A 20,974-nucleotide genomic window follows, 5' to 3' on the forward strand; every position below is an offset into this window, starting at 1 on the left:
CCGCGTTATTCGCCAGATCTCAACTTGATCGAGATTCTTTGGCGCAAGATAAAATATGAATGGATGCCATCCGCAGCTTATAGGGACATGGAATCTCTCGATCAGGCGCTTAGCGATATCCTAGGTTCGGTAGGCGAAAAATACAGTATCCAATTCGCTCATTGCTGATAGAGGGCTACAGATATTTCACTTGAAGTACTTACCCCTTGGGTGTCCACGATGTATAGGTCCGCCAGTCGATCCAGGTCGCTGGCCAATGCCTTCACTGCGCGGTTAACCTGTTGCCGAGCCCGTTTGTCGAAGTAACGAATGCTAGCCCCCTGCGAGTGCTCAATACAGCCGTAAATCTGAAGTAGCTCGATCGCCAGTTCCGGAATTGCGCGTTGTTGCATGCGCTTTTCGGCATGGTCAGAATAGATCATGTCAGCATTTCTCCGTTGAGGGCCAGCGGGCGGGGTCAGCGGTGCCGCTGACCGAACGTCGAGGCAAAAAAACCGGGTCTCGCGACCCGATTCATGGTGTGGTGCCTGCAGTGGGCGAGCTATCAGGTTATGCGATATACCAGTCGAACACGCGCTTCATGCCACAAGCGATCTGTGGGTCAAATGTCGCGACGGTATTTCTCCTGAGCAAAAGAAAAGGCCCGCTGTACCCAGCGGGCCTGGTTGGTATTGATTCACGATAATCCCGTTACGCCAGTTCAATAGGCGCAGGGTCGGTTGGCATGAGGGGCTATAGGCTGTTCTCTTTGATCACGCGCATCACGACCGAGTTGCTGACGTTTAACTTTTTTTGAATATCCCTGATCGTATAGCCGTTTTTCTTCATATGAACAATTTCTTGCTCGGTGCGAGGCGATGTTTTCTGGCGTCCAGGGTTCGTTCCCCGTGTTTTCATCAATGCGCTTCGGTTGGCCATTTTATACCCGCTGATCTCGGTATGGATATTCAGCAGGCGCTTACACAAGGTGTTCAGCAACTTCGACTGATCCTCGATGGAGTCCATGCGCGGGTTATGAACGTACCAAACTAGGTCTATATCGCTACATGTCGTCACGAATTCAAGGAAGCCCTCCAAGCTGCCGGCAACGTGACCAGCAGACCAGAACATGAAAGCCTTGAAAGGGGTCTCGCTGAAGCTGTCGATCAGGGCTTCAAATAAACTCTGAAAGCAACAGTTAGATCTGAGGCCAGCCTTTTGCTCTCCCTGATCTACGGAGCACCAGTAAATGACCCATCCCCGAGCGTGCGCCGCACGTTCCAGATCAGCATACTGTTCGGGCACGGAAATACCAGCCGGCGACTTACGCAAGTACGCAGCAACTTTCATCAGTCATCCAAGAAGTAGGCGGCGGGGATAGCCGGGCAAGAACTCGGCGACCAGAAAATAGAAGGAAGTTTCCTTGACCGCCGAAAGTGTCTGAACTTTAGCACAGAAAATTTTGTTTATCGTTAAACAATACACTAATTCTTTCGTAAGCAAATGAAAAAATTCGTGAAATATATTTTCTTGCTCAGGATGAAGTGTTTATACTTAAACAAGACATCTGCTTGGGTAGCTAGCGGAGTTAAGATCGAGCATCGAAGGCCCTGCTCGATTTTCACAGGTTCTCCAAGAACGCAGCATAGTCATTCGGGGGCCAATAGCCCATTCACAAGATCGGTCCCGCGAACGCACGCCCGAGATCTCCTGGAGCACTGTGCGTGCCGATCGCCGCCGGCCGGAACGATGGTCAAGGCCCGGCGGTAACCGGTAGCATATCATCCCGTAAATCGCGTTAAGTGACCTGGGCGCCATGTCCGTTCCGAATACACTCATTATAGCCTGCGGTAACCCCTCGCGCGGCGACGACGCGCTCGGCCCCAACCTGATCGAACGCCTGGACGCGATGCGTGCAGCCCGCATGGTCCCAGATCAGGCGTTCGATTTGCTGACCGATTTCCAGCTTCAGATCGAGCACGTCCTGGACTTGGAGGGCCGCACGCGCGTGGTCTTCGTCGATGCCGCACTCAGCGGGCCGGCGCCATTCGCCTTCGGCCCGGTGATCCCTGAGCCCGCGCTTAGCATCACGACGCATGCGATGAGCCCCGGCGCCTTGCTGCGGGTCTACACCCAGGTCATCGGCGGCTCGCTGCCGGACTGCCGGTTGCTGGCGATCCGCGGGTATGCGTTCGACCTCGGCTCCGGGTTGTCGCCGGCTGCCGAGCGGAACCTGCGTGCCGCGCTTGAATACTTGTGCAAGTGGTTGTGAATGCGGGAATCGCTCGCTATAGCTTTCCTACCTGATATCCGGACAGTCCCTTGGTGTAGGGGTGGGTTTGAAACCCGCCCCTACGTCCGGTTATCACGTCCAACGGCTATACTCAGGCGGAACGCGGGCCTTAGTCATCGTTCCGACCAGCTTTCGCTATGGGCCACGGACGGAAATTTCATCCACAGATGTCACAGATGAACACAGATGTTCTTCTTCATCTGTGAACATCTGTGACATCTGTGGATAAATCCGGGTGCGGTGGCTGGAACGAGGCACCAGCTGCCCCTCATCAGGGTCCGTCTGCCGCCGCCGCCCGCCGCACAATCCGTCCATCGGTCCGCGGGTCGACCGGCTCGCTGCCGCGGAAGGCCTCGATGACCATGTCGGAGATCAGGCGGCCGGTCATGACCTGGTTCTCCATCGCCATGAGCATGGCGTAACCGTCACCGCCGGCGGCCAGGAAGTCGGAGGTTACCACGCGGTAACGGCGGGTCGGGTCGATGGGTGCGTCGCCCACGGTGGCGGATTCGAGTTGATCACCGGCGATCACATAGCGCAGGCCGGAGACCTGCAGGAAGCCGCCGTGATTGTCCGCGGGGTTCAGGGCGGCGCTGTGTTGCAGTGCTGCGAGTAACCGGGCGCCGGTAAGGTCTCCCACCACCAGTTCATTGCGGAAGGGGAAAGCCTGGTGGATGGCCTTGAGTGTGACGCGACCGGCCGGGATGCTGGAGCGGAAACCCCCGGCGTTGAAAAGGGCGACATCGGCCAGGGTGATTTTCCGCGCCTCGTCGGCGAGGAAGTTGCCGAAGGGCGCCTCCTCGCGCCGGATCACCTCACGCCAGGAGCTGAGTTCGCGGGCGCTGGTGCCGACCTCCTGATCCATCTCCTGGTTGGCCGATGCGGCGATGCGCTGCACCTCCGCCGCAATGTCGGGGTCGGCCGGACTCGCGGCGTCGATCGGGATCAGGGTGTAACCGCTGCGTGACAGTTTGGCGTCACGGCACTCCAGGTCCATGCGTCCCAGCCAGCCGCCGCGTTCGCCGGCCTGGACGATGGGTACGCCGGCTTCCATCACCGGTTCGGGATAGAGGTTGTGATTGTGACCGCCGACGATCAGGTCGATCCCGGGGACGGACTGCGCCAGCCGGCGGTCATCGGTGATCCCCATGTGTGACAGTATGACCACCAGATCCACCTGCTCCTTTAGTCCGGGTATCAGGCGCCGTGCGGCAGCGATCGGCTCTTCCACGCTGATTCCATACATATTGCGCGGGTGCGTGGCCGTGGCCAGTTCCGGACTGGTGAGCCCAAGGACGCCCACCTTGAGTCCGCCGGGCGGTTCCAGGATCACCAGGGGCCGCACCGGCAGCGGGTCCGGGTGGGACTCGACATTCGCGGTGAGGATCGGAAACCGAGCCAGACCGGCCAACCGCCGGAAGGTGTCTTGTCCGTAGTCCAGTTCGTGATTCCCCATGACCGCGGCGTCGACTCCCATGCGTCCAAACAGGGTCAGGTCGGGGATGCCCTGGAACAGGCTGGAGGTCAGGGTGCCTTGCAGAAAGTCGCCGGCGAATAGCAGCAGCACGGGGCGCGGGTCCTCGCCGCGGACGTGCGCGACGGCGGCGGCGAGGCGGGCGATGCCGCCGCGCTCGGTCTGGTCCCGCGGGTCGGCATAGGGCTCCAGTTGACCGTGGAAGTCGTTGAAGTGAAGCAGCGTGAGACGCTGACCGGGGTTGCAGGCCGCAGCGGCGAGCACCGGGAAGAGCACTGCCGGCAGCAGCCAGGACCAGACCGCGCGATACAACAGCAATGGCATAGGGACTCCGCGGACAGAGGAAATGGACGGAACCTCAGGGGGCGAACCGCATGGACAGGTCGACGGCAGTGACGTCCTTCGTCAGATCGCCGACCGAGATGCGATCCACGCCGGTCTCGGCGATCATCCGGATGGTGCTGAGATTGACGCCGCCGGAGGCTTCCAGTCGGGCGCGGCCAGCGGTCACCGTCACCGCCTCGCGCAGTTCGGTCAGGCTGAAGTTATCCAGCAGGATGAGTTGTGCATCGGCGTTCAATGCTTGCTCGAGTTCGGCCAGTCCTTCAACCTCGATCTCGATCTCGACGCCCGGATTCGCGCGCTGTGCGGCCTGCAGTGCGGCACTGATGGAGCCGGCGGCGAGGATGTGGTTCTCCTTGATCAGAATGGCGTCATAGAGTCCCATCCGATGGTTATGGCAGCCGCCGCAGCGCACGGCGTACTTTTGCTGGAGACGCAGCCCCGGCAGGGTCTTGCGGGTATCGAGGATGCGCACCGGCAGTCCGGCGACGGCTTGCGCATAGGCCCGCGCACGGGTCGCGGTGCCGGACAGGGTTTGCAGGTAATTGATGGCGGTGCGCTCCGCGGTGAGCAGGGTCCGCGTGGGGCCGGTGATGACGCAGAGCCGTTGGCCGGCGCTGATCCACTCGCCGTCCTGCGCCTCCCAGTGCAGGACGACGTTGCTGTCCAATAGCCGGAATGCGGCAGCGAACCAGGCGCTGCCGCTCAACACCGCGGCCTCCCGCGTGATCAGTTCCACCTGTGCCTGTTGGCGGCTTGGAAGCAGGGCGGCGGTGAGATCGCCGGTGCCCACATCCTCTGCCAGCGCGGCCTGTACCTGGGACTCGATCAGTTTCCGGTCGGGTAGGAGGATGCGCAGGTCGTCAGGCGTCGGCCAGGTCGCGGGTGTCGTTGGCGTGTCCATGAGTGCTCCATGGGGATTCGGGAACGCCGCATCTGTGCGGGCGACGGCGTGGATGCACTACTTTACTCTGGAACGCGCAATCAGCAAGACCGCCGCGGTTCAGGCTGCGAGTCGGCTCGTGACGGAGCGGATGGCGTGATCGGCGAGGGGTTCCGCTGGGGTCGCGATGACGACTGCCCGGCCCTGATCCAGCAGGTCCTGAAATTCAGCACCCGATAGATCCGGACCAGGCCGGCCCAGGCGATCGACGAATTGCAGGCGCAAGCCCATCGGGCTCCAGCCAGTGTGGCGATAGCGCAGCGTGATCCCGTGATCGCGAGTCAGTTCCACCCAACCCCCGACCGGCAGTTTCATGTCAGTGCGCTGCTCCGGGTGCCGACCAGCGTTGGTGGCCGTGGTGTCGCTGTCCGCCCTGCGCGGCGCTGCGGCGGTTTGGGTTCGGGTTCCTCCCAAGTCGGGTGGCGGTTGGTCTGGCCCGGCCTGTAAGATGCTTAGATGAATCGTCTGCAAATCCTTGAACCAGCGAGAAACTTGGCGCTGATCGCAGCCGCCCTTGACGAGCCTTGCCCGCAGGGCGCTCAGTAACTCGGGGATCCGGCGCAGCAATTCCCGCCGCTCATGCAGGTCGCGCTTGGGTTGGACACTCCAGAGCAGCCGATCGACGATGGCGATGGCCTGGCGCCAATCCGCGCTGTCGACACCATCGTCCCGATAGATCGTGAGCATGACCGGTTGCCACCCCTCGCGCAGCAGTGATTCGATCGCCGCGGGTCGCTGGGGATAGCGGGTGAGCGCGGCACTCAATACCGCCGCGACCGTCTGTTGTGCGGCACTGCTGTTGGTCCTCGCCGTTCCCAGGGTCGCCGCCGCCGGTGGGCCGGGATGCGTTCGCTCATTGTCGAGATAGGCGATGAAAAATCGGTCCATACGGGAGAACAACTGTAGATCACCGTCGAAGTCGAGGATCAAGCGTTCCGTCACCCGTTCGATCATGCCGTAGAGGCTGTTTGGCCCGCGGCCATCGGCTTCGCTCCAACCGACCGCCGCTTCACCGATATGGTTGAGAAGTCTGCGCGCCGGGTGCTCGCGCGCGGAGAACAAGCTCTTGTCCCAGAGCGCGAGTTTAGCGATCGGGATCTGCATGCGCGCCAGCAGGACCTTGATGGGGTCGGGTAAGGTATTCCCTTCGAGCAGGTGTTCAAAAAACATGAAGACCAGGTCGAGGGTGTCTTGATCGGTGCGTTCAAGGTGGCGGGACTGTTGCTGCGTTGATGTCATGACGGTCGACAGCCGTTCGCGCAGTTGGTCGCCGACCGGAGTGACTGATTCGGCGAGGATGTAACCGCCGAGCCGCGTCAATACGCCGAGTAACTCTTTGGTGGGAACACGCACGGATTCGGGTGGCGGGGCCGCTGTTTGGGGGCGCGCCAGTTCCAAGAGGGTTTGGAGTGTTTCGAACTGAACCTCGGTCGAACCCGCGGTTGGTTCCGTACCTAGGGAGATCATTTCCTCCGGGGCCAGGGTCGTTGTGGCCGAGTTGGCGTCCCGGTGGTCACGCGCGTCCGGTCCGTCCCCAGGTTGACTGGTGCGCGTGGCGTCGAAGGCTGCCGCCGCGGCGAGGCATTGGCAATAGAATGGCGCCAGCTGGTCCAGTACCTGCTTATCGAAGGCCTTGTAGATGACGAGCTTGATCTGCGGTTCCAACTGGTGGGCCATCTTGAGTGCCCCGCGCAAGGCCTCGCAGAGCGCGAAGGGCCCATAGGGGTTGGAATGCGGGTCGATCGCGGCGCGGTCGAGGAGTTGAGCCAGGTGTGCGTTCATACTCAGCAACGCGTCGTGATACCTGGCCTCGGCCTTGGCGACCAAATTGGACAGGGCCAGGGTCTCGTCAAGTTCCATGTCTGGAAGCAAAGACAACGGTTCGTTCGCCAGGCGGTGTTCGGTGCGCAAGTCCTGGTCGACTAACCCTGCGGCAACACGGCTCGCGTCTTGGCGCAGCAGGTCCAGGAAGTTCCGCTGGATGCTGTGGCACTGGTTGCGGATGATCCGCATGGCGTCGAAATAGACGACATGGGTTTGAGTGTTCGCGGACTTGTCCGCGAGGTCATAGAGTGCGACATCAAGCCGACCGAACAGGGCCCGCAGCAACGGCGGCAACACATTGTCAAGTGCCTGCCCGCACGCGGCGAGGTAGCGTTCTGCACGGTGTGATGAAAGGGCGTTGCTGACCGGCGGCACTTGGCTAGGGCTTGGCTTGGGGGTAGGGTTGGGATGGTGGTCGAAGCGGTTTGTCATTGATATCTTTTTATACTTCGATCTGGATGACGCGAGGGGCCGTCGGCGCTCGGCCGTTCTCCCTGTCGTCGCGGGTGCTGGTTTAATCAATGCAAATTGCACGCCAGAACGTGCCGGCCTTTCTCCCTACGCACCAGATCGCGCACGCTGAGTTGCAGCGGTGTTTGGTTTCAGCCGTGGGGCGGCTGTGCGGATGGGAGGGGGCGGCAGCATCGACGTGGCGGCGGCCGGGGTGCTGCGATCGGGGTCAGGTCATTCGCTGACCTGTTGACCTGATCATCTTGTAATTCAGGCTTAACATACAGACACAATGACAGGGCTTGGTTCCGCAGTTCCTCGCGTGTGGCTCGTCCTTGTCGAAGTGGAAGATGGGGCTGTTATCAACCATCCGAGTCGGACATGTGCTCAAACGGTCGCGCAGGAGAACTGAACATGCGGGAGAAGCCCCTGATGCGCCTGCGGGTTGATGCCGCGGGTTGGCTATTGGGCGCGGCTCAGCGGCCGTCGCCCTGGTGCGACGACCGGCCGGGGGACGCCCCGATCGACTTGCTGGTGATACACAACATCAGTCTGCCGCCGGGTGAGTTCGGCGGCCAATGGATCGATGACCTTTTTCTCGGCCGACTGGACCCCGCGGCCCACCCCTATTTCGTGGTGGCCGCTGCCGCCGGACCTGTCTCTACCCATCTGCTGATCCGCCGCGACGGCCAGTTGGTGCAATATGTGCCTTGCGGTCGGCGCGCCTGGCATGCCGGCCGCTCAACCTTCGGCGGGCGCGAACGCTGTAACGACTTCTCGATCGGCATCGAGTTGGAGGGGACGGATGACCGGCCCTTCGAGCCGATTCAGTATCAGGTCCTTACCAGTTGCACCCTGGCCATCTTGGCCCGTTATCCCGCCATAACGCCCGCGCGCATCGTCGGTCACAGTGATATCGCCCCAGGCCGCAAGACCGATCCGGGGCCGTGTTTCGACTGGGGGATTTACCGGGGGACGATCCTGGAAAGGCTGCTTGTCTAGCGCACCGGTGCGCCTGTTCGCCGGGTCGGGCTCAGGTCGGTGGCGGTACGTACCCCTGGGGAAGCTCCGCGCCGTCGCCAAAAAAATACTGTTCCATCTGCTCCTCCAGGAACTTGCGTGCCTTGGGGTCCATCGGGCTCAAGCGGTTCTCATTGATGAGCATGGTCTGATGCCGCAGCCAGTCGGCCCAAGCCTGCTTGGAGACCTGCGCGAACACCCGCTTGCCCAGCTCGCCCGGATAGGGTTGACGCTCCAGGCCCTCGGCCTCGCGGCCTAGCTTGACGCACGCAACGGTACGGCTCATCTGGTCTCTTCCTGTGCAGGTGGTTGGTTCGAACCCGCGTTGGCCGGTGCGGCCAGGTCCGCGAGTATGGATCGGATCGGCGCCGGCAGGCCCAGGCCGGCGAGCTCGCTGGGGCGGAACCAGTGTTCCCTGTCGGCATCGGCAATCCCCCCGGGCGACGCAATGGCCCAGATCTCGGCGATGCGCATGGTCAACGTGAAGTGACTGAATGAGTGACGGCGCGCGGGGCGCATTTCAACCCGCAAGGGTTCCGCGCCGGTGCGCTCCCGGCACCACTGCGCCGGATCACGATCGGGATCGGTTTGCGGCAGACTCCAGAGTCCTCCCCAAATGCCGGCGGGGGGGCAACGTTCCAATAGGATGGCGCCCCGCGGATCGCGGGCCAGGATCATCAGCGTCTCGCGCCGCGGGACCGGTTTGATAGGTCGCGCCTGCGGCAGTTCCGACTGGCGGCCCTGGCAGCGGGCGACGCAGGACTCGGCCAGCGGGCAGCGGTCGCAGTCGGGTCGGGCGCGGGTGCACAGGGTGGCGCCCAGGTCCATCAGCGCCTGGTTGTAGGCGCCCACCCGCTCCACGGGCATGAGCTCCTCGGCAAGTTCCCATAACCGCGCCTGCACCGCCGCCTGGCCAGGCCAGCCTTCCACCCCAAAGCAGCGGGCGAAAACGCGCCGCACATTCCCGTCGAGGATGGGGTGTCGCTGGCCCAGGGCAAGCGACAGAATGGCGCCGGCGGTCGAGCGGCCGATCCCCGGCAGGGACTCGATGGTTTGCCGGTCGTGCGGAAAGACCCCCTGATGCTGGTCCCGGATCAACCGGGCCGCCTGATGGAGGTTGCGGGCACGGGCGTAGTAGCCGAGCCCGGACCACAGGGCCAGCACCGCATCGAGCGGTGCGTCCGCCAGATCGTTCAGGGTGGGGAAGCGGGCCATGCAGCGCGCAAAGTAGGGGACCACAACGGCGACCTGAGTCTGCTGGAGCATGATCTCCGAGACCCAGACCCGATAAGGCGTGGGCTGCTGCTGCCAGGGCAGATCCTTGCGCCCGTGACGGTCGAACCAGTCGAGCAGGGCAGAGGCAAATCGAATGCGGTCGCGGGCTTGGTAGAGACGGCGCATGTCGGCAAGGGGATGTGGAGCGGGTGATGGGAATCGAACCCACGCTATCAGCTTGGGAAGCTGAAGTTCTACCATTGAACTACACCCGCGTGACAGCTGAATCTTAGGCACTCTCGGCGCCGCGTGCAACTGCGGAATGCGTTGGCTTGATGGGTCGCGGGGCGCCGGGTTGTTCAAGGCTCCTTCCCGTACATCTCCTCGATGGCTGCACGGTGATGCGCCATCACTTGATTTCGCTTTACTTTTAGCGTTGGGGTTAGAAGCCCGTTCTCGACTGTCCAAGGCTCCAGGCTCAGGGCCGCCCGCCGGATCTTGGCGTAGCCGGGGAAGTCCTTGAGTGTCAGGCGCACGCGCTTGAGCATTTCTTTCAGCAGATGTGGGTCTTCCAGACTCTTGGGGGACTCGGGGTCGAGCCCGAGTTCCTGGGCCAGGCCGGTCCACAGGTCGGCGTTGAGCACCAGCAGGGCAGTCAGGTAGGAGCGGCCCTCCCCGAGTACGATCGCCTGCTCGAACAGGGGGTCCAGGGCGAGCGCCATCTCCATGTCGGCGGGCGGCACTTTCTCGCCGTTGGACAGGACCAGGATGTCCTTGAGGCGACCGGTGATGAAAATGTGCCCGTCCGCGATGCGCGCCTGGTCGCCGGTGTGCAGCCAGCCGTCATGCGTCAGGACGCGGGCGGTGGCCGCGTGGTTGTTCCAGTAGCCAAGCATCACGTTGTGGCCCTTGACCAGCAGCTCATCGTCCGCCCCGATACGCACCTGCATCCCGCGGATGGGGACACCCACGCTCTCCGGGATGTTGGCTTGCAGCGGGTTGACGGCGATGATCGGACTGGTCTCGGTCAGGCCATAACCTTGCAGCAGCGGCAGACCCAGGCCGATGAAGGTGTGTGCCACCCCATAGGGCAGGGGCGCTCCGCCGCTCACCGCCGCCCGCATGCGTCCGCCGAGCTTGGCCATGACCTGATCCGCGACCCGGCGCCGCAACAGCGGCCACAGCAGCAGCAGTGGATGCCAGCCGCCCCGGCCTTGGTTGCGCAGGAAGCGCCGCCAGCCCGCCGCCACCGCCAGCGCGAAGATCCAGCGGGCCGGGGCCGGTCGGGCGGCCAACTGATCGGCAATCCGGGCATAGACACGTTCGAAGACCCGCGGTACGGCGATCATCACCGTCGGGCGAATGGTCTGCATATCCTCCCCGAGTTGGGCGACCGAGCGGGCGAAGGCGACGCAGGCCCCGGCCATCATCGGCAGGTAGTAACCGCCGGTGCGCTCCAGGGCATGGGACAGGGGAAGAAAGGACAGGAAGACGTCTTCCTGAAAACAATCAATGACGGTTACCCCGCCGTGGGCATTGGCAAGCAAGTTGCGGTGGGAGAGCATCACTCCCTTGGGGCGGCCGGTGGTGCCGGACGTATAGACGATGGTGGCGAGTGCGTTGGGGTCCGCCTCGCGCGACGTCACGTCGGGGGCCGCGGGCGGCAACCAACTGTCCGCCACCACCACGCGGGGGTCCGTCGCGGCCAGGCGCAGCGCCTCGGCGCCGCCGTCCAGCAGCACCACGCGCAGCGGCCAGGGAGCGTCGCCCACTGCCTCGGCCAGACGCTTCCAGCGATTGGCGTCCTGGACCAGCAGCACCTTCACCGCCGCATCCTGCAGAATGTAGGCGGCATTGTCCGCCCGGTCGTCGGTGTAAAGCGGGACCGTGACCAGGCCTAGGGACATGGCGGCCTGATCGAACATCACCCACTCGGGGCAGTTGCGCAGCAGCATGGCGACGCGATCACCCTCGGCCAGTGCCTCACCGGCCAAGGCAGCTCGCCAGCGTGCCACCGCCTGGCCCATCTCCCGCCAGTCGAGCTGCTGCCAGCCGCGGTCCCGTTCGTAGTAACGGTACGCAATTCGTGTGGGCGAGCGTCGGACCCGCTGCAGGAATAGTCCATCCAGGGTTCCGGCGCGCTCCACCGAGATCAAATCCTCGGACCATTGACTCACGGTGCCCTCCTCGGTTCAGCCACTTCGGTTTCAGCCGGCCTGGTTTCTCGGGAATTCGGAGTCCGACGCCAGCTCGGTTTCAGCCGGCCTGGTTTCTCGGGAATTCGGAGTCCGACGCCAGCCGGCGGTGTCGGTCAGGATTCACGGCGTGCCGTACGGTATAGAGACGGTCATGGAATTGCAATCCTGGCAGGCGCTTGAGGTTGGGGGCGCGCGGCGCCCGGGTTTGGTCATGGAACACAGAGCGCTCGAAAATGGCCTGGTGTCGGCGACCCTTGAAGCGGACCGCGCGGAATCCGGCGGCACGATGTGATCCGTCGGAAAAACGTGCGGTGGGAGCCAGAGCACCCGCGTAGAGTATAGAATTCCAGCATGTCCACCGGCGTCCAGGCAAACTGACCATGCAGATCTTTCTCAACGGTTCCGCCACCGAGGTCGAGGCGTCCATCCCCATGTCGGCACTGGTCGAGCGCCTGGGGCTCACCGGCCAGCGTATCGCCGTGGAAGTGAATGCGGAACTGGTCCCGCGCAGCCGCTTCGCGCAGCATGTCCTGGTCCCCGAGGATCGGGTGGAGATCATCCAGGCGGTCGGCGGTGGCTGAGGCCGTCCACCGTGCGGGCGGATGGTTTATCCTTGAAGAATCGCTCGATCTGTAGGGTCCGCTGCGCGGACCGAATTCCGCTGCGCGGACCGACGTCTGCTGACCACTGCCCGCAAACCGCTTCCCAACCCCGATTCCGGAGCCCACCACGATGTCCACCACCAACCACTCCGACCGTTTCACCATTGCCGGCCAGGAATACAGCTCGCGCCTGCTGGTCGGCACCGGCAAATACAAGGACATGGAGCAGACCGCCCTGGCCATTGAGGCGAGCGGGGCGGAGATCGTCACCATTGCCGTGCGCCGCACCAACATCGGTCAGACCCCGGGTGAGCCCAACATCCTGGACGTGCTACCGCCCGAGCGCTACACCATCCTACCCAACACGGCCGGCTGCTATGATGCCGAGACCGCGGTGCGCACCTGTCGGCTGGCGCGGGAACTGCTGGACGGTCACAATCTCTGTAAGCTTGAGGTGCTGGGCGACGAGAAGACCCTGTTTCCGGATGTGGTGGCCACCCTGGCGGCAGCGGCTGTGCTGGTCAAGGACGGATTCGATGTGATGGTCTACACCAACGATGACCCGATCATCGCCAAGCGCCTGGAGGAGATCGGCTGTGTGGCGGTGATGCCGTTGGCGGCCCCGATCGGCTCCGGACTGGGGATTCGCAACCCGCTGAATATCCGTACCATTGTTGAGAACGCCAAGATCCCGGTGCTGGTCGATGCGGGCGTCGGCACCGCCTCCGACGCCGCGGTGGCCATGGAGTTGGGTTGCGATGGGGTGCTGATGAACACGGCCATCGCCGCCGCACAGCACCCGGTGCTCATGGCCAGCGCCATGCGCAAGGCGATCGAGGCCGGGCGCGAGGCCTATCTCGCGGGCCGCATGCCCCGCAAGCGCTTCGCCTCGGCCTCGTCGCCGATTGACGGCTTGTTTTTCTAGCATGACGGTCGGCTGCCGGGCCGACCACAGGCTTACCACCCCATCTGCGGCGTTACCGGACGCCTGAGGCCGAACGATGAAAAACGCGGTGGTCCTGTTGAGTGGCGGTCTGGATTCGACGACCGCCCTGGCCATTGCCAAGGCCGAGGGCTTTGCCCCCTATGCCCTGTCGTTCCGCTACGGCCAGCGGCACGCGGTGGAACTGGAGTCTGCCGCGCGGGTCGCGCAGGCGTTGGGGGTGGTTGAGCATGTGATCGCCGATATCGACCTGCGGCGGTTCGGCGGTTCCGCGCTCACCGCGGACATTGCGGTACCCAAGGCGCGCAGCCTGGTGTCGATCGGCGAGGGCATCCCGATCACCTATGTGCCGGCGCGCAACACCGTGTTCCTGTCTTTTGCGCTGGCCTGGGCGGAGGTTCTGGGGGCGAGTGATCTTTTTATCGGAGTCAATGCGTTGGACTACTCCGGTTACCCGGATTGTCGCCCCGAGTACATCGCCGCCTACGAGCGCATGGCTAACCTGGCCACCGCGGCCGGGGTCGCGGGCCGCCAGCGGCTGCGAATTCACACGCCGCTGATCCATCTCACCAAGGCGCAGATCGTCGCGCGGGGTTTAGCGCTCGGTGTCGATTATGCGCTGACCAGCAGTTGCTACGATCCGGGCGAGGACGGACGCCCCTGCGGTGAGTGTGACTCCTGCCAACTGCGGGCCAAGGGGTTTGCGCAGGCGGGAATCGCCGATCCGCTGCTCGCCCGGTTCGCCGCGGCGGGCAGTTCAGCGTCCGGACCTCAGTAGGCCTTGGGCTGAAAATCGTCCGGAACATCCAGCGCGAAGATCTGATCGTGAATGCGTGCGACATAGAAGCCGGCGCGCAGGATCCGCTCGCGCATCTCCGCCGACAGATCCACCGCGGCCAGGATGCCGTAGAGACATTTGTCGCGGTGCTCAGGGAAGAACTCGCGAAACCGCTTCAACAGTTGCTTCAGTTGGAGAATCGATTCCTCGCGCAGATGGCTCTTCACTTCGACGACATAGGCGGTGTTGACAGCGCCATTGGCATAGGCGAGCACGTCGATCTCCAGATGTCGGCCCTCCTTGGTGACCCGCACGCTTGGGCTGACAACCTCCATGCCGAAACGCTGCCGCAGCAGCCGTTCCATCGAGGGTAAGGCCAATCCTTCGGTAAAGCTGCCGAATTTCTCTCCCAGCCCGCCGATCTGTTTGCCGAGTTCGCGAATCTGGCGATCGGTGTTGCGAATCTCGTGGTCGGTTTCCTGGAACCTGCGCTCGGTTTCCTGGAACCTGCGCTCGGTTTCCTGGAACTTCCGCTCGGTTTCCTTCTGTGCTTCGATCAGTTCGCGCAGCAGTGTCCAGAGGTCATCGGGCGTGGTCGCCATGGTGTCATTCGCTCTGTCTTGTCGATCCCGTGAGTATAATCCTGTGGCTGTTGTTTGTCGGTCCAGGGCGAGGGCGCCAATACGGGGCGCCCGGCCGTCTTCTGCCGCTTCGCGGGTTGCAACCTGTCATCCGGGGGCGAACCGGACCGCGCCAAGGCGATCTGCACCACGAGTTGAAGCTGGTCTACCCGCAAGCGTCAGCGCCGCCCGAGCGCTTCATCGGGCGGGATTTCCGGCATTTCTTCCTGCAACCGATGGATGGCCCGCGACTTGCCGCCAATATCGCGGCGGCCATCGTTTACTGCAAAGCCCATCCGCGCTGGCGACTGAGTACGAAGGGGTAGGTCAGGTAAACATGGACCGCCGACACCTGCAAGGCTTTGAGAAAGATCGGGTAGGGAACTCGGCCGATGAAGTGGACGCGGCTCCAGTCGGCGCGGTCGCCCACCTCCGCAGTCAATGCTGCCCGGAACGTCTGGCCGTCGCTGCGCTTGCGCCCGTAGCTTACGTCATCGCCGCCGATGATGACCACTTGGGTACGGGGATCGGCTGCCAGGATTCCTGGTAGTGCCCGCATAGGAGAGCATCCAGGCACGCGGGTACACATCACGCAGGAACAGGGTCTCACCCCAGCCCGGGTGCCCGATGATCCGATCCGGAACGAAGCCCTTAGCCCGCTGTTGCAGTGCAATCTGGGTGGTGTCGTCGCCGTCGCCGCCCGCGATGGCGTCATTGCCGGAATTGCCGTCGAGCCGGTTGTTCCCGGCTGAGCCGGTAATGGTGTCGGCGCCTGAACTGCCGATGACGTTTTCGATCGAACTGAATGACTCGCTGACGCCGCCGATGGTGGAGACTCCGGCGGGCAGGGTGATGATGCCGCCGGTTCCGGTAAAGCTGCAATCGAGCGTGTCGTCGCCGTCGCCACCGTTGAAGCCGTTGGTCCCGGCGCCGCCGTTGAGGGAGTCGTCGCCCGCGTTGCCGAGCAGGAGGTCCGCACCCGCGCTGCCGGTCAACGTGTCGTTACCACCCTGGCCGTCGATGAAGGCGACCTGATTCAGGGTGATGCCGGTGAAATTGATGGCTTCATTGGCCACGGTGCCATAGATCTCCTGCCCGTTGCCATTGATGATCTCGATGCCGTTGGCAGCCAAGCTGAAGTTGCCGGTGTACCAGTGGCTTGAAATGATCTCGACGGTGTCGGTGCCGGTGCCGCCCTGGAGCGCATAGGCCGTGTCACTCCAGACTTGAAGCAAGTCATCTCCGGTGCCGCCGTCGAGGGTGTCGCTCTGGTAAGCGAACAGCGTGTCTGCCTCCAGCGGAGCGTCGAGCGGGACCAGAACAAACAGTGCCTCGGCATTCTGGACGACCGAGCCGACAGACTTCTTGCCGATCTCAAGCACAATGGCGTCGGCTGGTGCGCTCAAGGTGACCAGTTCCGAACGCCGCTTGGCCTTGGCGAGCTGCTCGTTGACCTCATCGCGCTGCTGCAACGCCGTGGAGAGTTGTTCCATGGCCTCCTGCCGCCAGGACTTGGTGAAGGTGTCACGCTCGGCCTGCGTGGCGGCAATCTGACGCTCGATTTCCGCGTGGCGGTTGACCGCCATGGTGTGGTCGCGTTCGACCTCGAGGCGTTGCGCCTGGACTTGGAGCAGATTGGCCTTGGAGCCCATCTGTTTGGTCTCCAGGGCCAGGTGCATCTGCTCCAGGTCGGCGAGCGACTTGACCTGACGGGCCAGGGCCTGTTGGTCGCGTTCATTGGTCTCCAGGCTGGCATGCAGGCCGCGGATGGTCTCGTCGAACTGGCGCATGCGGGCGTCATAGGCCGCGCGGCGCTCGGCCAGCAGCCCGACCTGGAGTTGTTGCTGGAGGCCCGCGGCGCGCGGTTCCCAGACGGCGCTGCCGGCCAGTTCGGATTCCAGCCGCTCGGCTTGCAGGCTCAAGGTGGCGCTGCGCGAGCTGAGCTGGGTGGTGTCGGCGCCGGTGAAGGTCGGGTCTAGTTGCGCCAGCACTTCTCCCTGGCGCACCACCTGGCCGATGCGCACGTCGATCGATTTGAGGATGCCGGGTTCCAGCGGCTGAACGACCAGATTGGGTAGTGGTGTGACCAGCCGCCCGTGGGCGACCACCAGCTTGTCGATCTCGGAGACACTGGCCCAGACCACGGTGGTCAGCATCAGCGCAAGTAGGGCATAGAGTGTGATCCGCCGGCCGCGCGGCGGCGCCCGTTGCTCGATCGCCTGCGCGTCGGGCAGAAATTCGCCCAGTAGGGACTGGATGTGGTCCTGTTTGCTCATAGGTGCCGGGTCTGCTGCTGCCAGAGATTGGCATAGATCGGGCAGCGCTGGAGCAGCTCCTCGTGCCGTCCGGCGTCGGCGATTTGGCCGCGGTTCAGCACCATGATGGCGTCTGCGCCGGTGAGGGTCGAGAGCCGGTGCGAGACGATGATCACCGTCCGTCCGGCCGTCAGTTGACCCAGATTGTTCAGAAAGATCGCCTCGGACTCGGGGTCCAGGGCGCTGGCCGCCTCATCCAGGATCAGGATGCGCGGCTGGGGCAGCAGTGCGCGGGCAATCGCCAGGCGCTGCTTCTGACCGCCGGAGAGATTGGCACCGTTTTCCTCCAGCAGAGTGTCATAACCTTGGGGGAGCCGCTCGATGAATTCCTCCGCCCCGGCGACCCGAGCGGCGGCGACGATTTCATCGAAACCCGCGCTGGGTTGAGTGATGGCGATGTTCTCCCGCACCGTCCCGCGGAATAGGAAGTTGTCCTGCAGGACCACGCCGATGTGGCGGCGCAGGTGCGCCAGATCGATCTCGCGGATGTCGACCCCATCGAAGCGGACGACGCCCTCCTGGATCGGGTAGACGGATCTGTTCCACGGAGGTGGCAATGCCGTGGTGGCGGGCGATGGCGACCAGGCAGTGCAGGTCGCTGTCAAGGGCGGTATCGGCGCCCGGTTCCGCGATGGGTTGCATGGCCTCGGGCTGCATCAGGCTTGCCGCGGCGCGCTGACAGCACCGGCCGGATGATCGGCGGCCAGGTGCCCCAGATCCTGTCTGGAACTGTTGCGTTGTCCGTTACTCATTCTGTGTTTCTCGGCCCTGACTCGTCTTATCGCAAAAAAAGGCAGTCCGCTGCCCGCTTCCAGCGACACATCGGCAAACACCGGGTGGATGTCGATCAATCCCGGACCCGGTTGTCTATGCGGCTTCCCAGGCGACCCGATCCCGGCCCTCGCGCTTGACCTGAAACACCAGATCGTCGACCCGCTTGAGCCACTGATCCAGGGTTTCCGCGGGACGGTACTCGGCGACCCCGAAGCTTGCCGTGACCGGCCCAATCCCGGAGTCGGTCAGGGTGTGTAGTCCGATCCGGAGAAACTCCGCCAAGGCCGCTGCCTGAGCCAGGGTGGTCTCGGGGAGGAGGATCATGAATTCCTCCCCGCCCCAGCGAGCCAGGATGTCGGTGTGGCGCAGGCGCTCGCGCATCTGCGCCGCGACCGCCACCAGTACCGCATCGCCCTGGTCGTGGCCGCGGGTGTCATTGATCGCCTTGAACCCGTCGAGGTCGAACATGATCAGCGCCACCGGCCGGCCATGGCGCTGGGCACGCCGCGCCTCGGCTTCCATCGTTTCCATCAGATGACGCCGGTTGAAGGCCCCGGTGAGCGGGTCAGTGATGGCGAGTCGCCTCAGTTCCTCTTCCAGCAGCTTACGCGTGTTGATGTCCTGATGGGTGCCGCACACCCGCAGCGGTCGCCCCGCGGAGTCGCGCCCGATGACCTTGCCGCGCGAGGAGACCCAGACCCACTGGCCGCTCTGATGGCGCAGTCGATATTCGCTGCGAAAGATGGGCCGGCGATCCTCGATCAGGTCCGCAAAGGCCGCGCGCAGTGCGGGCCGATCGTCCGGATGGACCAGGGCTTCCCAACCGGCGCGGTTGGGCGGGGTCTGGTCCAACCGGCAGCCCAGGATGCGCCCCCAGCGCGCGTTACCCACCAGGGTATCGCTGGTCACCAGCCAATCCCACATCCCCAGATCCCCCCCATCCAGGGCGAGGCGCAGCCGCTCCTCGCTCTCGCGCAGGGCCGCCTCCGCGCTGGTGCGGGCGCGTTGCTCCGCTGCTTCCCGCAGACAACGCTGGATGGCGGGGACCAGCCGCAGAAAGTGGTCCTTGAGCACGAAATCACCGACCCCGCGGCGCAGCAAATCGATCGCCCGCTCCTCACCCACGGCACCTGAGACCAGGATGATAGGCACCCCCGGTCGGTACCGGCGGATCAGTTCGAGCGTGGGATCGAAGTCCATGCCCGGTACGAAATAATCGGCCAGGACGGCATCCCAGGTGCCGGCTGACAGCGCCGCCTCCAACTCCGCGGTGCTTGCCACCCGCGTGCAGGCCGCCTCCATTCCCTGTTTGCGCAGATGCCGCGTCAGCAGCAGAAAATCCGCCGGATCGTCCTCGATCACCAGTAGTTTGAGCGGGGCATTCATGGTGATTGGTGCGTACTCATGGGTCCGGTCGCTTGTTGAGAAACGGCCGTGCGACCGTCCTGCTCATGACCCTGGCTGATCTTTAGGGTCGAAGTCCAATGATATCGAGTTGATGCAGTAGCGCAGCCCGGTCGGGCGGGGTCCGTCAGGGAAGACATGACCGAGGTGGGCGCCGCATCGGTTGCAGTGGACCTCGGTGCGCTGCATCCCGTGGCTCGAATCTACCGTGGTGCCGACGGCCTCGGGTTGCGCGGGCTGCCGGAAACTCGGCCAGCCGCTGCCCGAGTCGTATTTCTGTGCAGAGTCAAACAGCAACTCTCCGCAGCAGGTGCAGCGGTAGCGGCCATCCTCCTTGGTGGCATAGTACCGGCCGGTAAAGGCCGGCTCGGTGCCCTGCTCGCGGCAGACATGATATTGCTCAGGTGTCAGTTGCGCACGCCAGTCGGCCGCGGTCTTGTGGATTTTCTCGCCGTGCTCGCTCATGGGAACCTCAGAGTCGGTGGATGGCCGGAACAGATGGTCAAGCGTCATGGGCTGATGGATCGCGCGGTCGTTGGTGCGCGGCCCAGCGCGCCTCTGGCGCATCACTGGTCGGAACGCCGGCCCCGCCCCGTCATGTTCTCATGTGGGTGCGAGGTAAAAAAATAGTGAAGAATATCGATCCTGGCCGCGGGGACACTCGACGTCCGACGCCTGGGTCCGTAAGATCATCCGATTGTATTCTGCAAATCGACACAACCTGTGGTTACGGCTGCCCGTGCTCCATCAATATCCGGACCTGTTGCTGCAGGAAAGTACATGAATAACCGGGAATCAAGCTGGGGTGCGCGGCTCTTCGTCGGCCTTCAGCACGTGCTGCCCCAGCATCTGCTGTCGCTCTTGATGTACCGTCTTGCGCGCATCGAGTGGGCGCCGCTCAAGAACCTGATGATTCGTGCCTATGTGCGTCTGGTCGGGGTCGACCTGCGTGCGGCGGCGCAGCCCGAGCTGACGGCCTATCCGCACCTCAACGCCTTTTTCACCCGCGCGCTGCGCCCCGATGCCCGACCGCTTGATCCGGACCCGCGGGCGGTGCTCTCACCGGTGGATGGCACCATCAGTCAGATTGGCAGCATCACCGACGGCCGGATCATCCAGGCCAAAGGTATCGACTATTCGGTTCGTGACCTCCTGGGCGGGCAGCAGGAGGCGAATCACGTGTTCGACGGCGGCCGCTTCGCAACCATCTACCTCTCGCCCCGCGACTACCATCGCATTCACATGCCACTGGCCGGGGAACTGGCCGAGATGACCTACGTTGGTGGCCGGCTGTTCAGTGTCAATCAGGTTACTGCCGCCCTGGTGCCGGGGCTGTTCGCCCGCAATGAACGGGTCCTGTGTCTGTTCGGCACGGATCTCGGGCCGGTGGCGGTAGTGTTGGTGGGGGCCATCTTTGTGGGTGGTATCGAGACCGTTTGGGAGGGCGAGGTCACGCCGGCCTTGCCGGGCCTGCGCAGCCGACGCTGGCAGTATACCGGGTCAACGGCGCGGGTGCGGCTCGATCGCGGCGAGGAACTGGGACGCTTCAACCTCGGCTCCACGGTAATTCTGCTGTTTCCCGCCGATACCCTGACCTGGGCCCCGTCGCTGGTGCCCGGTCAGCCGGTGCGGCTGGGTCAGCGCATCGGCACCTGCAACTGAGATAGCCTGCCGGGCCTTGATCGTAATCCCGGCCAGCGGCGTGCGTAGTCAGGGCTTCCAGCCCTGACGGTGTCAGGCCAGGATGGCCTGACTACGCAGCGGCGAGCCCAAGTTGCCGGAATCTTGATCGAGGCCGCC

Annotated in this window: 23 protein-coding genes, 1 tRNA gene and 1 pseudogene; 9 read left to right on the forward strand and 16 right to left on the reverse strand. The window is 63.7% G+C overall.

Features of this window, described 5'->3' with window-relative positions; translation table 11 throughout:
* On the forward strand, positions 1–168 hold a 168-nt coding region (locus QZY03_RS08510; protein WP_295580106.1), incomplete at its 5' end, for a transposase.
* Here QZY03_RS08510 and QZY03_RS08515 read toward each other — a convergent pair.
* Together QZY03_RS08515 and QZY03_RS08520 are read right to left on the reverse strand one after the other, a co-directional pair.
* Positions 159–422, reverse strand: a complete 264-nt coding sequence (locus QZY03_RS08515; RefSeq protein WP_295580060.1) for a hypothetical protein — start codon at positions 420–422, stop codon at positions 159–161. The two genes, QZY03_RS08510 and QZY03_RS08515, sit on opposite strands and share 10 nt — an antisense overlap.
* Before the next feature lie 310 nt (positions 423–732).
* A complete protein-coding gene (locus QZY03_RS08520) occupies positions 733–1,329 on the reverse strand; it encodes a hypothetical protein (RefSeq protein WP_295580061.1) in 597 nt (198 codons plus the stop codon).
* A gap of 466 nt (positions 1,330–1,795) precedes the next feature.
* Between QZY03_RS08520 and QZY03_RS08525 the strand changes: the two genes are divergently transcribed.
* Positions 1,796–2,251, forward strand: coding sequence for a hydrogenase maturation protease (locus QZY03_RS08525; RefSeq protein WP_295580062.1), 456 nt, complete (start codon positions 1,796–1,798; stop codon positions 2,249–2,251).
* Positions 2,252–2,543: 292 nt separating this feature from the next.
* Here the strand turns inward: QZY03_RS08525 and QZY03_RS08530 are convergent, their stop codons facing one another.
* From QZY03_RS08530 to QZY03_RS08540, 3 genes are all read right to left on the reverse strand, one after another.
* A complete protein-coding gene (locus QZY03_RS08530) occupies positions 2,544–4,070 on the reverse strand; it encodes a bifunctional UDP-sugar hydrolase/5'-nucleotidase (protein WP_295580064.1) in 1,527 nt (508 codons plus the stop codon).
* Between the two features lie 34 nt (positions 4,071–4,104).
* Positions 4,105–4,992, reverse strand: a complete 888-nt coding sequence (gene nadC, locus QZY03_RS08535) for a carboxylating nicotinate-nucleotide diphosphorylase (protein ID WP_295580065.1) — start codon at positions 4,990–4,992, stop codon at positions 4,105–4,107.
* A 99-nt stretch (positions 4,993–5,091) separates the two neighbouring features.
* Positions 5,092–7,287, reverse strand: a complete 2,196-nt coding sequence (locus QZY03_RS08540; RefSeq protein ID WP_295580066.1) for a DUF1631 family protein — start codon at positions 7,285–7,287, stop codon at positions 5,092–5,094.
* Positions 7,288–7,719: 432 nt separating this feature from the next.
* Here QZY03_RS08540 and ampD point away from each other — a divergent pair, with 432 nt between their 5' ends.
* On the forward strand, positions 7,720–8,307 hold the full coding sequence (gene ampD, locus QZY03_RS08545; protein ID WP_295580068.1) for a 1,6-anhydro-N-acetylmuramyl-L-alanine amidase AmpD: 588 nt from the start codon (positions 7,720–7,722) through the stop codon (positions 8,305–8,307).
* Positions 8,308–8,338: 31 nt separating this feature from the next.
* Here ampD and QZY03_RS08550 read toward each other — a convergent pair whose 3' ends face one another.
* The 4 genes from QZY03_RS08550 to QZY03_RS08565 form a co-directional block, all read right to left on the reverse strand.
* Positions 8,339–8,611 (reverse strand): oxidative damage protection protein, encoded by a 273-nt coding sequence (locus QZY03_RS08550; RefSeq protein ID WP_295580070.1) that lies wholly within the window; start codon positions 8,609–8,611, stop codon positions 8,339–8,341.
* Positions 8,608–9,726, reverse strand: a complete 1,119-nt coding sequence (gene mutY / locus QZY03_RS08555) for an A/G-specific adenine glycosylase (RefSeq protein WP_295580071.1) — start codon at positions 9,724–9,726, stop codon at positions 8,608–8,610. The genes QZY03_RS08550 and mutY overlap by 4 nt, the downstream gene beginning before the upstream one ends.
* Before the next feature lie 15 nt (positions 9,727–9,741).
* Positions 9,742–9,815 (reverse strand) — tRNA-Gly (locus QZY03_RS08560).
* A gap of 84 nt (positions 9,816–9,899) precedes the next feature.
* Positions 9,900–11,717, reverse strand: a complete 1,818-nt coding sequence (locus QZY03_RS08565) for a long-chain fatty acid--CoA ligase (protein ID WP_295580073.1) — start codon at positions 11,715–11,717, stop codon at positions 9,900–9,902.
* 172 nt (positions 11,718–11,889) lie between these two features.
* Here QZY03_RS08565 and QZY03_RS08570 point away from each other — a divergent pair, with 172 nt between their 5' ends.
* The 4 genes from QZY03_RS08570 to queC all read left to right on the forward strand — a co-directional run bounded on the left by QZY03_RS08570 (position 11,890) and on the right by queC (position 14,061).
* Positions 11,890–12,030 carry a hypothetical protein gene (locus tag QZY03_RS08570; protein WP_295580075.1) on the forward strand — a complete coding sequence of 47 codons (141 nt, stop codon included), beginning with the start codon at positions 11,890–11,892 and terminating at the stop codon, positions 12,028–12,030.
* 88 nt (positions 12,031–12,118) lie between these two features.
* A complete protein-coding gene (thiS, locus tag QZY03_RS08575) occupies positions 12,119–12,319 on the forward strand; it encodes a sulfur carrier protein ThiS (RefSeq protein WP_295580076.1) in 201 nt (66 codons plus the stop codon).
* A 151-nt stretch (positions 12,320–12,470) separates the two neighbouring features.
* Positions 12,471–13,265, forward strand: a complete 795-nt coding sequence (locus QZY03_RS08580) for a thiazole synthase (RefSeq protein WP_295580078.1) — start codon at positions 12,471–12,473, stop codon at positions 13,263–13,265.
* Between the two features lie 76 nt (positions 13,266–13,341).
* On the forward strand, positions 13,342–14,061 hold the full coding sequence (gene queC / locus QZY03_RS08585) for a 7-cyano-7-deazaguanine synthase QueC (protein WP_295580079.1): 720 nt from the start codon (positions 13,342–13,344) through the stop codon (positions 14,059–14,061).
* Here queC and QZY03_RS08590 read toward each other — a convergent pair.
* Positions 14,055–14,663, reverse strand: a complete 609-nt coding sequence (locus tag QZY03_RS08590) for a DUF3782 domain-containing protein (protein ID WP_295580080.1) — start codon at positions 14,661–14,663, stop codon at positions 14,055–14,057. The genes queC and QZY03_RS08590 overlap by 7 nt on opposite strands.
* Before the next feature lie 54 nt (positions 14,664–14,717).
* Between QZY03_RS08590 and QZY03_RS08595 the strand changes: the two are divergent.
* A pseudogene (locus tag QZY03_RS08595) lies at positions 14,718–15,007 on the forward strand (hypothetical protein).
* Here the strand turns inward: QZY03_RS08595 and QZY03_RS08600 are convergent.
* The 6 genes from QZY03_RS08600 to msrB all read right to left on the reverse strand — a co-directional run bounded on the left by QZY03_RS08600 (position 14,962) and on the right by msrB (position 19,639).
* A complete protein-coding gene (locus tag QZY03_RS08600) occupies positions 14,962–15,195 on the reverse strand; it encodes a hypothetical protein (protein ID WP_295580109.1) in 234 nt (77 codons plus the stop codon). The pseudogene QZY03_RS08595 and the gene QZY03_RS08600 sit on opposite strands and share 46 nt — an antisense overlap.
* Positions 15,173–16,957 (reverse strand): biotin/lipoyl-binding protein, encoded by a 1,785-nt coding sequence (locus tag QZY03_RS08605; protein ID WP_295580081.1) that lies wholly within the window; start codon positions 16,955–16,957, stop codon positions 15,173–15,175. Before QZY03_RS08605 ends, QZY03_RS08600 begins: the two co-directional genes overlap by 23 nt.
* Positions 16,954–17,601, reverse strand: coding sequence for an ABC transporter ATP-binding protein (locus QZY03_RS08610; protein WP_295580082.1), 648 nt, complete (start codon positions 17,599–17,601; stop codon positions 16,954–16,956). The genes QZY03_RS08605 and QZY03_RS08610 overlap by 4 nt, the downstream gene beginning before the upstream one ends.
* Positions 17,602–17,652: 51 nt before the next feature.
* On the reverse strand, positions 17,653–17,847 hold the full coding sequence (locus QZY03_RS08615; protein ID WP_295580084.1) for a hypothetical protein: 195 nt from the start codon (positions 17,845–17,847) through the stop codon (positions 17,653–17,655).
* A 16-nt stretch (positions 17,848–17,863) separates the two neighbouring features.
* Positions 17,864–19,156, reverse strand: a complete 1,293-nt coding sequence (locus QZY03_RS08620; protein WP_295580085.1) for a diguanylate cyclase — start codon at positions 19,154–19,156, stop codon at positions 17,864–17,866.
* Between the two features lie 63 nt (positions 19,157–19,219).
* Positions 19,220–19,639 (reverse strand): peptide-methionine (R)-S-oxide reductase MsrB, encoded by a 420-nt coding sequence (gene msrB, locus QZY03_RS08625; RefSeq protein WP_295580108.1) that lies wholly within the window; start codon positions 19,637–19,639, stop codon positions 19,220–19,222.
* Between the two features lie 315 nt (positions 19,640–19,954).
* On the opposite strand from msrB, the gene asd reads away from it, so the two are divergent.
* Entirely contained in the window at positions 19,955–20,836 is an 882-nt protein-coding gene (gene asd / locus QZY03_RS08630) for an archaetidylserine decarboxylase (RefSeq protein ID WP_295580086.1), read from the forward strand.
* Positions 20,837–20,974 lie beyond the last annotated feature (138 nt).

Origin of the sequence: uncultured Lamprocystis sp. (assembly GCF_903933125.1) — a bacterium.
GTDB lineage: Bacteria > Pseudomonadota > Gammaproteobacteria > Chromatiales > Chromatiaceae > Thiodictyon.

Coding starts and splice junctions, on each gene's coding strand:
- QZY03_RS08590 (WP_295580080.1), bottom strand. CDS start 14,663: ATGGCGACCACGCCCGATGACCTCTGGACACTGCTGCGCGAACTGATC.
- QZY03_RS08540 (WP_295580066.1), bottom strand. CDS start 7,287: ATGACAAACCGCTTCGACCACCATCCCAACCCTACCCCCAAGCCAAGC.
- asd (WP_295580086.1), top strand. CDS start 19,955: ATGAATAACCGGGAATCAAGCTGGGGTGCGCGGCTCTTCGTCGGCCTT.
- QZY03_RS08605 (WP_295580081.1), bottom strand. CDS start 16,957: ATGAGCAAACAGGACCACATCCAGTCCCTACTGGGCGAATTTCTGCCC.
- thiS (WP_295580076.1), top strand. CDS start 12,119: ATGCAGATCTTTCTCAACGGTTCCGCCACCGAGGTCGAGGCGTCCATC.
- QZY03_RS08515 (WP_295580060.1), bottom strand. CDS start 422: ATGATCTATTCTGACCATGCCGAAAAGCGCATGCAACAACGCGCAATT.
- ampD (WP_295580068.1), top strand. CDS start 7,720: ATGCGGGAGAAGCCCCTGATGCGCCTGCGGGTTGATGCCGCGGGTTGG.
- QZY03_RS08550 (WP_295580070.1), bottom strand. CDS start 8,611: ATGAGCCGTACCGTTGCGTGCGTCAAGCTAGGCCGCGAGGCCGAGGGC.
- queC (WP_295580079.1), top strand. CDS start 13,342: ATGAAAAACGCGGTGGTCCTGTTGAGTGGCGGTCTGGATTCGACGACC.
- QZY03_RS08570 (WP_295580075.1), top strand. CDS start 11,890: ATGGAATTGCAATCCTGGCAGGCGCTTGAGGTTGGGGGCGCGCGGCGC.
- QZY03_RS08580 (WP_295580078.1), top strand. CDS start 12,471: ATGTCCACCACCAACCACTCCGACCGTTTCACCATTGCCGGCCAGGAA.
- QZY03_RS08525 (WP_295580062.1), top strand. CDS start 1,796: ATGTCCGTTCCGAATACACTCATTATAGCCTGCGGTAACCCCTCGCGC.
- QZY03_RS08520 (WP_295580061.1), bottom strand. CDS start 1,329: ATGAAAGTTGCTGCGTACTTGCGTAAGTCGCCGGCTGGTATTTCCGTG.
- nadC (WP_295580065.1), bottom strand. CDS start 4,992: ATGGACACGCCAACGACACCCGCGACCTGGCCGACGCCTGACGACCTG.
- msrB (WP_295580108.1), bottom strand. CDS start 19,639: ATGAGCGAGCACGGCGAGAAAATCCACAAGACCGCGGCCGACTGGCGT.
- QZY03_RS08530 (WP_295580064.1), bottom strand. CDS start 4,070: ATGCCATTGCTGTTGTATCGCGCGGTCTGGTCCTGGCTGCTGCCGGCA.
- mutY (WP_295580071.1), bottom strand. CDS start 9,726: ATGCGCCGTCTCTACCAAGCCCGCGACCGCATTCGATTTGCCTCTGCC.
- QZY03_RS08620 (WP_295580085.1), bottom strand. CDS start 19,156: ATGAATGCCCCGCTCAAACTACTGGTGATCGAGGACGATCCGGCGGAT.